This is a genomic window from Neobacillus novalis NBRC 102450 (assembly GCF_001591805.1).
Lineage (GTDB): Bacteria > Bacillota > Bacilli > Bacillales > Cytobacillaceae > Neobacillus > Neobacillus novalis.
The window spans coordinates 1-12,663 of the sequence record NZ_BCVP01000067.1 but is presented as its reverse complement, the minus strand read 5'-3'; the positions used below and the strand labels follow the sequence as shown (position 1 = coordinate 12,663).

At 36.3% G+C, this 12,663-nt stretch carries 10 protein-coding genes; 9 read left to right on the top strand and 1 reads right to left on the bottom strand.

Going from position 1 to position 12,663, the window contains the following annotated elements; genetic code table 11:
* The first annotated feature begins 111 nt into the window (after positions 1 to 111).
* The 7 genes from BANVL01_RS25845 (at position 112) to BANVL01_RS25815 (ending at position 7,527) form a co-directional block, all read left to right on the top strand.
* The gene (locus BANVL01_RS25845) at positions 112 to 588 is read left to right on the top strand and encodes a GNAT family N-acetyltransferase (RefSeq protein WP_066092877.1); all 477 of its coding nucleotides are present in this window, start codon (positions 112 to 114) and stop codon (positions 586 to 588) included.
* Between the two features lie 150 nt (positions 589 to 738).
* On the top strand, positions 739 to 939 hold the full coding sequence (locus BANVL01_RS25840) for a hypothetical protein (protein WP_066092874.1): 201 nt from the start codon (positions 739 to 741) through the stop codon (positions 937 to 939).
* A gap of 157 nt (positions 940 to 1,096) precedes the next feature.
* Positions 1,097 to 1,552: an SRPBCC family protein gene (locus BANVL01_RS25835; protein WP_066092871.1), complete on the top strand. Its 456-nt coding sequence runs from the start codon at positions 1,097 to 1,099 to the stop codon at positions 1,550 to 1,552.
* Between the two features lie 772 nt (positions 1,553 to 2,324).
* On the top strand, positions 2,325 to 3,245 hold the full coding sequence (locus BANVL01_RS25830) for an ArsR/SmtB family transcription factor (RefSeq protein WP_066092868.1): 921 nt from the start codon (positions 2,325 to 2,327) through the stop codon (positions 3,243 to 3,245).
* A 36-nt stretch (positions 3,246 to 3,281) separates the two neighbouring features.
* Complete coding sequence (locus BANVL01_RS25825; RefSeq protein ID WP_066092865.1) at positions 3,282 to 4,523, top strand: MFS transporter; 1,242 nt, start codon at positions 3,282 to 3,284, stop codon at positions 4,521 to 4,523.
* A 461-nt stretch (positions 4,524 to 4,984) separates the two neighbouring features.
* The gene (nagZ, locus tag BANVL01_RS25820; RefSeq protein WP_066092862.1) at positions 4,985 to 6,763 is read left to right on the top strand and encodes a beta-N-acetylhexosaminidase; all 1,779 of its coding nucleotides are present in this window, start codon (positions 4,985 to 4,987) and stop codon (positions 6,761 to 6,763) included.
* Positions 6,764 to 6,942: 179 nt separating this feature from the next.
* Positions 6,943 to 7,527, top strand: coding sequence for a GNAT family N-acetyltransferase (locus BANVL01_RS25815; protein WP_066092859.1), 585 nt, complete (start codon positions 6,943 to 6,945; stop codon positions 7,525 to 7,527).
* 669 nt (positions 7,528 to 8,196) lie between these two features.
* Here BANVL01_RS25815 and BANVL01_RS25810 read toward each other — a convergent pair.
* Positions 8,197 to 9,282 (bottom strand): PrsW family glutamic-type intramembrane protease, encoded by a 1,086-nt coding sequence (locus BANVL01_RS25810; RefSeq protein ID WP_066092856.1) that lies wholly within the window; start codon positions 9,280 to 9,282, stop codon positions 8,197 to 8,199.
* An 862-nt stretch (positions 9,283 to 10,144) separates the two neighbouring features.
* On the opposite strand from BANVL01_RS25810, the gene BANVL01_RS25805 reads away from it, so the two are divergent.
* Positions 10,145 to 10,942 (top strand): carbon-nitrogen hydrolase family protein, encoded by a 798-nt coding sequence (locus BANVL01_RS25805; RefSeq protein ID WP_066092853.1) that lies wholly within the window; start codon positions 10,145 to 10,147, stop codon positions 10,940 to 10,942.
* 244 nt (positions 10,943 to 11,186) lie between these two features.
* The coding region (locus BANVL01_RS25800) for an efflux RND transporter permease subunit (RefSeq protein ID WP_156482424.1) at positions 11,187 to 12,663 on the top strand (1,477 nt) is incomplete at its 3' end.

The following is a 12,663-nucleotide window of genomic DNA, read 5'->3' as shown; positions in this document are numbered from 1 at the left end:
TTAAAGTATATCACATAAACACGAAATCTCCTAATTATCATAGGATAAAGGTTTGCGAATGTATGTTCCTGTGGTAATATATAGTAAAGAAACTAAGGAGCAACCACTTCTATGGAAAAAGTTGAATTAAAACATGTTTCGAATGACTATTTAGAGGTATTAAATTCTTTCGAACTCCCTGAAGAACAGGTGCAGTTCACGGCATTACCAAGAAAGATTTTACAGGTGGCAGAAGGCCAACATCGAATTGTTATTTTAAGCGAGAATGAACCTGTAGGATTCTTTTTATTGCATTCAACTGAACGAGTCAAGGAGTATTCGGATAATCCGAACGCTATGTTGTTAACTGCGTTGTCTGTTAATCATGCGAAGCAAGGAAAAGGTTATGCGAAACAAGGTATGCTCTTACTAAGTGATTTTGTAAAAGCTGAATTTCCTACTTGTGATGAGATCGTTTTAGCTGTTAATCATAAAAATATTCCTGCTCAGCGACTGTACTCAAGAGTAGGTTTTGAAGATACAGGTAAGAGAAGAATGGGTTCAATTGGTGAACAGTTTATCATGAATTTATTGCTGCAAAATACATAACAGTGGCAAGAAGAGAAGATTGTGATGATGTTGTTTTTTTAATAAAAGAATTAGAAAAATATGCTGCAGTTCATTTAACTTGGAGGATTGTCCCATTATTGAAACGCTAACGATTGAAGTGAAATAAATAACAAAAATGGAGGTTTTAATATGGTCATACAATCTAATATGTCTCCAAAAGCAATAGTCGAAGTATGGGAAACTACAGCACCTATTTTTGTGAAATTTAATGTCCCATTAGCTGATAAGACATTAGAAAGCATTGTTGATTCTGAGATTGTTCCTATTCTACTTACTGAATTAAATGCTGCTGTTGGAAGTTCCACTGCTACTTGTATTGAAGGTGGCTGACAAATGCCGACTAAAAAGGAGTAGGTTATTCCTTTATTAATGAATATTACCATATGAGAGGTATTCCTTATTGAGCTAACGGGGGCTTGAGTTGAACAAACTGGCAGAAAAGTTGAATAGGAGATATGAAAAAATGTTCTTACAAAGGAGATAGCATATGCCTATTATTAAGCATAAGCAATTTATCCAAGCACCTGTGGATGTATGTTTTGACCTTGCAAGAAACGTAGATATACATACTGAAACTACTGCTAAAACTAAGGAAAAAGCTGTGGGTGGAGTTACGCAGGGGCATTTAGAAAAGGGCGATACTGTTACTTGGGAAGCTACTCATTTTGGTATTAAACAAAGGTTAACAGCAAAAGTAATTCATATGGAAAAGCCCACTGTGTTTGTTGATATTATGGTAAAAGGAGCTTTTAGTTCTTTTACACATACCCATCAATTCAAAGAGGAAAAAGGTGGGACTATAATGAGTGATACATTTGAGTATAAGTCACCTTTTGGACCACTTGGAATTATTGCGGACAAATTAATTTTGGAAAAGTATATGACAAATTTTATAATTTCTCGTGCAAGAGAACTAAAAAGAATTGCAGAAAACGGAAATTAGCTTGTTCAACTACCGAGGCGTTAGTTGAACAACAAACAACACTGTTGTTGTAGTAAATGAGGTCATTTGTTGTACAAAAAAGGATAGAAGAATACAGGTATATTAATCCTGTTCATCTATTCTCTCTTTTCCTTATTAAATGTGTGACATTTTATTGGGTTATTTAATTATAAATGAGTTAAAACATTTTCTTTGACTTTTAATAAAAGCTAGGAAAAGGATTTTCACATGTTGTACTAAATATATTCCCCGGTTCATTTTAAAGTATGCCTAAATTGAAGTCTTTGATAAGCTGGAAATAGCCTATTTTAAAGAAATTCATACTGAAAAAATTACATTAAACCACAATTTACAAAATTGATATTATTTATACACTGTAGATCTCGAGAGAAATCGAGTTAAAAAAATTACAGTAAAATAAAAAATTATATAATTGAAATTTTATATTTCTATTCATTTAATTGAATTTGACAAATGGTATAGCCCCAAAATACATAGATGTATTCATCTTTGTATTTTGGGGCTTTTTGCGTTTTTATGTGTATTAAGTTATCTGTTACATACTTATTTTAAAATTTAGGTCCTTTTTATAATGCTTTTTGAAGATTAGTTCAGTAATTTTCCCCTTAACAATTTCAGTTCCAATTATTAAAATGCAGAACTTATCCCACTTTTTATAATATTTCATCTCATTTATCCGTAGTTCAGTTGATTCTTGTGTTTTGTTCGAATATAATAGAACAAAATAACAGTTCGATAGGAGACGAACACGATGAATGATATTAAGCTGGAAATCGAATTTTCTGAAAGCAATGAGTTAATTACTAGCCTATTAGCCTTTAAAACGAAGTCACTACATAAAGGTATTCAATTAGGAAATAGCTGGGTGAGAAATGTAAAAGGTAAACTGAGTGAAACCACATTGGAACTTATAGCAAATACAGAATTAAAGGAGAGCATTCTTAACTTGCTTTTATTAGCATGTCCTAAAAAAGATAGTGTGCATGATTTTTTAGAGTGGATTGGGGATGTATCAGTTGGAGAGATATTAGAGCAAGTATCTACTTGGACTCCTGAAGAGACAAATGACTTGCGTAATATTAATGAATGGCGTTCAAATATGGTTCAATTATTATCTTTATGGTATGAAGAATACTATCAACACATAGATCCATCCATCATTAATACTCTTACTAAAAATGCTCAGAAAAATAAAGAGTTGTTGAAGGATTACAAGCCTGTTGATTATATTGAAGAAATAACAAATGGTTTAAGATTAGAATTTATAAATAAGGTTAAACGGATTATTTTGATCCCACAATATCATATTAGTCCATACAATCTGACTAATGACTTTAATGGTCTGACCATTATTTATTATTCAACACAGATTGAACAAATGAACCCAGACTTTCCTTCATTATCGATTTTAAATATCGCAAGAGCTCTTATGGATGAAAATCGCTTAAGAATTCTGCGATATTTAACTAATGGAGAAAAAAGTTTTACAGAAGTTGTTCAATATATAGGGTTAGCCAAAAGTACAGTTCATTATCATATGGTTACTCTTCGAACAGCTGGATTAGTCCGTGTACACGTCTATTCCCAAGGCAGAGAAAGGTACAGTTTGAGAAATGGAGCACTAAACCAATTTAACAGTGCTTTAACCAGCTACTTAAGTTTAGAAAATTAAAGTAGGATTGAAGGAGATGGATGGGGGATAAAAAATATGGCAGATTTATTTAGAAATCGTTCATTTGTCTTTATATGGCTGGGGCAAGCAGCTTCTGGTTTGGGCGGTCAATTTGCTACGTTTATCATGAGTTGGATGGCTTACGAAATAACAGAATCATTAGTTGTGTTAGGCAGTATTGTAGCCGTTGAGATGTTTACCAGCATATTCATTCAATTATGTACAGCTCCCTATTTAGACAGATGGGACCGGAAGAAAGTAATGGTATTGTCAGAATGGTTACGGGCATTTGCATTTCTTATTCCAACAGTGTTGTTTGCATTTGAAACACTACATATATGGCATTTATATATTACAGCGATTCTTATTGGAGTAGCTGAACCATTATATAGACCATCAAGTATGATTTATATAGCTGAAATTTTGCCAAAAAACCGTTTGAATAATGGAAATGCAATACTAGAGGGTACTATGCAAACCATGATTCTGGTGGGACCCCCACTTGCTGGAGTGATATTACAATTTTTTGGTGCGCAGGTAGTTTTGTATGTATTAGTTGGAATAATGGGTGGAACCGGTTTATTACTATTACAGTTAACAAGTTTGAAAGCAGAAGCTATGCCAGTTAAAGTAAATTGGTACAAACAATTTGCAGAGGGTATCCATTTTTATAGAATGAACAAAGTGTTTTTAGGATTAGGATTGTTAATAATGATATTCAATATGGGCTTTGCAGCTCTAAGTTCAATGTTTTTGCCATTTATCACTAAAGATATTGGGGGTACCTCATTTCAGTATGGTTTATTTACTTCATTTTTATCATTTGGAATGTTATTAGCCTCTCTCATTACAGGATTAAAGAAGGAACAGGACAACCGCCGTATAATCATGCTAAGTTCGTATATGATTGCAGGAGTCTTTATTGGTTTGTTAGGAATATTCCAGTCCTTTTCTATTCTATCGATTTGTATCTTCTGTGTAGGTTTTTGTTCGATTATATTTTCAATTAATAATACAACGTTGTATCAAAAATATGTTCCAAGCCACTTACGTGGTAGAGTATTTGCTGTCCGTATATTACTATCACAAATCGGCATCCCAATAGGCGCACTATTTGGTGGGAATTTTGCAGATTATTTCGGAATAGCGATCTTATTTAGTGTCATGGGAGTATTGATTATTCTTGTTGCAATAATCGCTTTTTTCTTACCTGTTTTTCACCAACTTGATAAAAATACATTATCTCCGATTTCCCAAAAACAAACCTTTACACAATAGGGACGAGATAATCAAGAGCTATATTTTATAAAACTATAGCGGCTAACTGAAATGCTTTTTTTTATTGAAGTAACGAGGGAGTTAGTACAAAAAGAAAATAACATTCTTATGTCACATATGATTCATGAACTGAAAAAAAGGGGGAGTTAATATGCATACCATAAAAAAGAAATACAAACCCAACCATTAAACGTAATATGTCAAACGATACGGGAAGACAATGGTAATAAAAAATGAAACAAAAAAATAACGACTCCTAACGAGCTCCGTTAAAGGCGTAAACATAATAATTAACAACTTAAATAGAGGATGAAAGGATTATGATTTCATCCTCTGTAAGTTAAAGACTTTCTTGAATGGATATAAAACAATAGAAATAACCATCGGAAGTTGAACTCGAAAAAATGTGAAAAAAACGTCATAAAAGCTAAAAACGAAAAGTTAGAAAGGGAAATTGGAGTATGAAAAGACAAAGAAAATTTCGAAATAAACTATTTATTTTTACGATTCCACTTTTAATTTTAGCCTTAATCATTGGCGTTTATTATTATGCAATCAAAGAAAATAGTAGTGAACAGACTACCCAAGGTAAAGAAAGTCCAATTATAACTAATCCTTCCGGTAAAAAAATAGAGGATTCGAAGAAGAATCAGATTTCTAGTCTTGAGAAATTAGTAAAGGAAACATTTTCCCTGTCTAAGGAAGGAAAGGTTCTGAACATTTCCTTCGTTTCCGGTAAAGCAGAATGGAAGGAAGTAAATCAAGAGTGGGGAAAATCAGACCATATTTCGGAAACGGCAAAAGGCAGGTATGAGGAATACGAAAGTCATCATGCTTCAATTGGCTATGCCGATCAGACTGTAAATGATATACGATCTTATGATCCTGAACTACAAAATATTTCTTTAAATGAAATTGAGAAAACTGGTGGAGAACCCGATGCCATTCGATACTATAAAGATTCAACACATGACCAAATGATACTTGTCTATCATGCAACGGCTTCAACTGATTTATTATGGGTTTTACCAGTAAAAACAGAACAAGAACCAAATCCTAAAGTTGACCATATCTCACTCTTTACACAGATTGAAAAGACACCAAATCAACAAGGACAAGGTGAAAAACCGAGTCAGCAAGCAAATCAAACCATTTCAGAAATGATTTCTAACATGAGCTTAGAAGATAAAATTGGCCAGATGATTCTTGCTGGGGTTTCCGGGACTTCAATGGATGCAAACGCAAATAAGTTAATAAGCCAATTCCATGTCGGAGGAGTTATTTTTTACAAATATAATTTTGAAACCCCTGGACAAGCGGTTCAACTTGTGAATCAACTGAAAGCTGGAAATAGGTCGAGTCTACCGCTTATACTAGGCGTTGACCAAGAAGGGGGACGTGTGACAAGATTGCCGGGTGGACTTGTTAACTTTCCTCCAAATAAAAAGATTGGACAGGTAAATAATCCCGATTTTTCTTATAAAGTCGGAACACTATTAGGGCAAGAATTAAAGGAATTTGGTTTAAATCTCGATTTTGCCCCTGTTCTCGATATTAACAGCAATCCAAATAACCCAGTAATCGGGGATCGATCATTTGGAAACAACGCAGAAATAGTAAGTAAACTTGGGATTCAAACGATGAAAGGGATTCAGTCCCAAAACGTCATCACGACAATTAAGCATTTTCCCGGTCACGGAGATACATCGGTTGATTCCCATCTGGATCTTCCAATTGTAAATAAAAGCCTTAAGGAACTTAAAGAATTAGAGTTAATTCCGTTTGAACGTGCGATTGAACAAGGAGCAGATGTTGTGATGGTCGCCCATATCTTATTGCCTCAATTAGATAAAACGAATCCAGGGACCATGTCAAAAGCTGTCATGACGGATCTACTTAGAAAACAACTTGGTTTCACGGGAGTAATCATAACGGACGATATGACAATGGGTGCCATAACAGAACATTTTGATATTGGTAAAGCAGCGGTAGAATCAGTTAAAGCAGGAAGCGATATTATTTTAGTAGGGCATGGCTATAATAATGTTGTAAAGATTATCTCCTCTTTAAAAGCTGCTGTTCAAAATGGGGAAATTTCCGAACAAAGATTAAATGAAAGTATAGAAAGAATAATTCAACTAAAAAGGAAATATAGCATTAACGATATGAAAGTAGAAAATCCTAACATAAATGAAATAAATCACTCAATCAATAGTCTTCTGAATAATTATTTACATTAATTATTCATATTGGTTTGTGATTAACTTATAATACGAAAGGGGAAGGTTAGCTTAAGAAGAAATCTTTTGTTTATATGGCAATGATTTTTTGCCTCAAAAGAAGCTATATAGTTGCAATATGCTATAATAATTGGTAGATTATGAAAAAACTTGTAATGTTATAAAACAGGAGTGTTAACATGGGTAATATAAACTTTATAATGATTGAGCATAGTCAGATGGAAGGAGAGCGTATCATATTACGTCCGGTTTCACTTGATGATGTTGATGATATGTATGAGTATACATCTGATGAAGAAACTACACGTTACATTTATGACCAACATACAGATGTAAACCAAACGAAGAAAATAATAGTAAACTATTATATGAAAGAACCAGTCGGTATGTATGCAATCGTGTTAAAAGAGAGCAACAAAATGATTGGGACAATTGAGTTTAGAATACATGAATGGAATAATAGTGGAGAACTAGGCTTTACATTGAATAGACATTTTTGGGGTAAGGGCTACATGACGGAAGCAGGGAAATTAATACTCGAATTAGCCTTTCATACACTAGGTTTAGACCGAGTGTTTGCGGGACATGATGTAAGGAATGGTGCTTCAGAAAAAGTATTGAGCCGCTTAGGTATGACATATGAAGGCACTCTTCGTAGAGACCAAATGGTAAAAGGTGCCCTAACAGATACTGCACATTACTCTATATTAAAAGAGGAATATTTAAATTCTGAAAAAAAGAAGAATAATAGGGTAATTAATTAGCTTATTGGAAGTGCAATTTAAGTGAGACCTATCATTACGAACAATATAAAAAAGGGAAGAACATTCTTTTGCTGAATCATATATTAATGATTCCAAAGACTTCGGATTAAAATTAATGGTTCAAAAATGTGATTTCTTAGAGGCGAGTTGGAAATAAAGTTTTTATCAATTTTGAAATATTATACTTAACTATCCAGGGCATTCCTTTAATATTAAGGGATGCTCTCTTCTTATTGAAGTAAAGGGGAGTATTCCTATTACATAATTTCAGCATCCTATGGGTTAAATGGTTGGGTTTTAGCAAAGAAGTATGAAACACTAAGCGTTTAATAAAGTAATTATCCAATAAATTCTTATTATAAGTTAACGGATGCTAGATTATTATTCAATTTACGTCTCAGGTTAGTGAAACTTTAGTATCTTTAAATCATATCAATACAATAAGGAAGCGTTTTGTCTAAATGGAGGTGAATGTATTGAGTATGGCTGCTTGGTTTGGCGTCGGCATTGGTGTAGCAGCTGCAATCGGTTTATTAGGAAAATCGAAAAGGAAAAAATAAATTCGTTTCTTTAAAAGTAAAATAACGTTCTTTTTTACTTTCGCGGTGCTTTATTTCAATATGCCAAAAATGCTCAGAGTTTATATCCACTGAGCATTTTTTATGCCAATTATGAAGATGGTTCAAATGGATAAAAGTTAAATCGCCACTTCTTTTCTGAAATTTCCTTTAAGCCTTTACGAATCATTCGGAAAACCAGAATCCATGATGCAGCCATGAGAAAGAGTTGTCCAAATGGAAAAATATCTGTTATAGGTGTATCCCATAGTGCATGCATCAAAACGACAAGAATAAAGATTCGAAGAAATTTAGGTTTGATCAACAAGTTCCACTCGAATTTTTTGTCTCCTTGGATCATGCAGAATGCCGCTCCTGACAAACCGGCCCACGCAACATGTCCTCCGGGAGCTAATAGGCTTCGCCAAAGGATGGTAGCATAAAGCGTATGAAAGTTTCCAGAAATAAGTCCCCTTAACGCATAACCAGCGGTTTCAAAAGCTGCAAAGCCGGCACCCACCGCAGCACCCAATAAAAGTCCATTCAGGATATACTTGTATTTAAGCTTTCGTACAAAAAAAATAACGGTAACGGCTTTGGCAAGTTCCTCCGAAACACCAATCGTGATGGGATTGATGTTGTTTTTCAGAATATCAAAGAACACCAGTGCCACGAGCATGGAGAGGATTCCGCCGATAAACACGACATAGACGATTCGATAAATCGCAATATTTTGAGGAGCGTTCATTTCCCAGAAGAAAATCAGTGTCGTGAACGGAACGGCGAAAGCACCGACGATAATAAGACCCGGGATAAAGTTTACATTTTGGAATAGGCTCACACCCAGGTACAGTCCTAAATAGGCAAGGAGTGCAAAGAGGAAGACTCGCGCAAAAAGCCAGGGTTTTGGCCATGTTTCTTTCACTTCCTGAATTTTTGGTGTAGTAAGTGCTGTGCCTACTATGAAAAGGCGTTCAGCCTCAAGTTCGCCATGCTTTCTGAATACCCGCGAGAATATATTTCGAAATTTTGGTTCAACAGACCGTTCACCCCTCGGAATCGTATCAACAAAAGAAGCAAACTCATAAAATAGGCTGTTTCTTTCCTCAGTTGTGTCAGAACTACTACTATTATAGCCGCAGTCTAAGCAGCTTTTAACCCTTTCCGGATTTACATAACCACAGTGCGGGCAGTTCATTTTACCTTCCTCCTCATTGTGAACCCATAGTTGATTTTATCGTCTCCAAAAAGTGGAAAGGTCATGCGTGGGTCGAGGGGACAGAGTCCTCGTCCCAATTATTTAGGTCCACTGCCTCTCATTTCGAATTCACTCGGCAAAGTTGAGCATATGAGGGACGTGATGGTATAATAATGGAAATATACAATAAGGAGGGGTGTACCAATCGAACCAATAAAAATAGAAAATGAGGAAATTAAAAAAGTAGTTAATTCCGGTCAATCTTTTATTCAAATTGGTAATCGAAAATTCCTTTTATTTGAAGTAGACCAAATAAGAGAGCCAAATATGTATGAAGTTACCGATCGAGATGAAGAAGATCAACTATTGAAAGCATTAAAGTCTGAAAATCCAGTATTGACAGAAGAGGAAATCACTAGAATGCTGGGTGATAAAAAATGAAGGTGCTATGGAGAAAATCAGCCATTCAATCACTACTAGAGATAGACAGATGGAGGTCTACAATTGAACTTTCTAGGATTGTTTCTTAACTAAGGATATCAATCGAATCATATTTCGAAACTAAAGACTTTTCAGTCCACATTCCAGGCAGAACTGTATTTATAAGAAATTCCCCTGTTGATTTACGCATGGTATTAATTTCGGTTGGGAAATCTGATCCCTACAAAGTGTTTTTTCGCCTCACGTCTAGAAATATTGAGATATTTTTAGTAAGACACCCACATCAAAAACCCTTAGAATAATTATTCCCACTCTAGAAGGCATCTTTAGAAAATGATTAATCATGTAAAAAAGTTCGCCAAACCGCTCGACATTAGATTAAAATATATGAAAACTGTCATTTTAGGAGGCACTTACTTACATGAGAGTAGCGATTGCACAATTATCCACAAGTGTTGATAAAACTGCTAATTTAGAGAAGGCAATCCAATACATTGCAAAAGCAAAAGGGTTGGGGGCAGATTTTGTTGTCATCCCGGAATTTTATATGGCGCTGGCTACCCCTAAGTCGGGTGTATTGCCGGTTGATGCAGCCGAACCGTTGGATGGTCCGTTTGTTACTGCGCTTAAGGAGGCTGCCCGCGAAAACGAAATCTATGTCATTTGCGGCCTGTATGAATCAAAACCAGATGATCAAAAACGTGCCTATAACACAACCGTATTTATTGATCGTTCAGGGCAGCTCGTCCATTCTTATCGAAAAACGCATTTATACGATGCCTTTAATTATCAGGAGTCTGAGACGATTATTCCGGGGGATAATCAATACAAGGTAGTAGAAACAGAGTTTGGAAAAATCGGTTTAATGGTTTGCTACGAATTGCGATTCCCCGAGATTGCAAGACAATTTGCCCTTCAAGGAGCAGATATCCTGTTTGTTCCTGCCGGTTGGGTAGCGGGACCGATGAAAGAGGACCATTGGCAGACGCTTATTCGTGCGCGAGCGATTGAAAATACGATGTTCGTCTTTGGTGCAAACCTCGTTGGCGATATTTTCTCCGGCCGCAGTATCATAGTCGATCCAATGGGTGTCATACTAGCCAGCGCAGGCGAAGAAGAAACGTTAATTGTTTCCGATATTGACCTAGATCGCATCCGCCGTGTGAGAGAAAAACTTCCTAGTGTAAGGCACCGGAAACCGGAGTTTTACCGCTTTTAGCCTGCCTGGCACATAATAGATTTGTTGAAGAGTTTAGCTGGTCTACAGCTAAACTCTTTTTCTTTACAGCTGGGAAAGTTCTAGGTCTGAGGTCGTAGGCAATATTACGCCAACTGCCCGATGTTGATCATTAAGTGGAAAACTTATAATAGGCAGGTAGGATTATCCAGTTAACAAAACTAAAACATGAAAAACACAAGGGAATGGAAAAAAAGAGTACTTATTAACGGAGGGGAAGAGAGTAATGAAATCATGGATTAAATTTTCACTAAAGAACGCAGGGGTTATTTTTATTGCCATGTTAATGGTGATTGCCGGGGGGATTTATTCAGTCAAAACGATGAAGATGGAGTCAATGCCTAATGTTGACATTCCGTATATTATCGTCCAGGTTCCCTATATTGGAGCTACACCTGACCAAGGATTAGAGGATATTGGCAAGCCATTGGAATCAGCATTGTCGGGCATAAAGAAGCTGGATAATTTGTATATTGAAGCACACAGTAATGTGGTCGTAGGGATTCTTGAATTTAATATGAGTAAGAATATGGACGAAGCGGAAAAGGATGTGACAACGGCTGTCGCTTCGATGAAGCTGCCTGCAGGTGCAGAAAAGCCTGCCATTCTAAAGGACGGTCCTTCTGCCATGCCCGTATTTTCGTTTGCTCTTTCGTCTGAAACTGCCAATCAATCGGACATAACCCAATTTATCAATGAGCGAATCAAGCCGGCATTGACAGGAATCGAAGGAGCCGGAAGCATTGATATTTCGGGTGAGACAGAACAGGAAGTGGCAATCAAACTCAATCCGGAAAAAATGAAGCAGCATGGAATAACGTACGAAACAGTCAAGCAAACATTGGCAGCGCACAATTTTTCATTCCCGGCGGGGCAGGTAAATGTTGAAGATAAAACCTTCAATGTGCAAGCCGATTTCAAGCTGGGTTCCGTTGAGGATGTTAAAAAAGTTCAAATTTTGGCTCAAGGGCCTGCCGGAATGCAAAAACTAAGCTTGTCAGATATCGCGACGGTTGATTATAGCAACAAAAAGGAAACGGTCTACACAAGATTGAATGAAAAGCCAGCGGTTCTGGTAGAAATGTTAGCCATTCCCGGCTCTAATACAGTGGAAGTAGTGGAGCAGGCAAAGGAAAAGCTGGATGCATTAGATCTTCCAGCCGGCTATAAATTAACGAAATTATTTGATACATCCAAAGAAGTGAAAACATCTGTTGATGGGATGCTGCGGGAAGTCCTGCTTGGTACATTGTTTGCCGTAATCGTTACGTTCTTATTCCTTCGTAATATAAGAGCAACGATTGTCGCCGTTCTGTCCATCCCGTTATCGATATTAGCCTCGATGATTACATTAAAATATTTGGACTATAGCTTAAACATGATGACACTTGCTGGAATAGCTGTCGCCGTCGGACGGGTAATTGATGATTCGATTGTCGTCATTGAAAATGTTTACAGGCGAACCTTATCTAGCCCGAAGCGTGATGAAAGATTGGTTCTGACAGCAGCCAAAGAAGTAGGAGGGGCGATTACCTCTTCCACACTGACGACGATTGCCGTCTTCGGGCCGCTTTCCTTTGTTCCCGGGATTGTTGGCAAGTTCTTTGCTCCGTTTGGGATCACTGTCATCGTGGCCCTTGCATTTTCCTTGATCGTTGCGTTAACAGTTGTACCCTTATTAGCCAAACTATTTTTACTAGGGA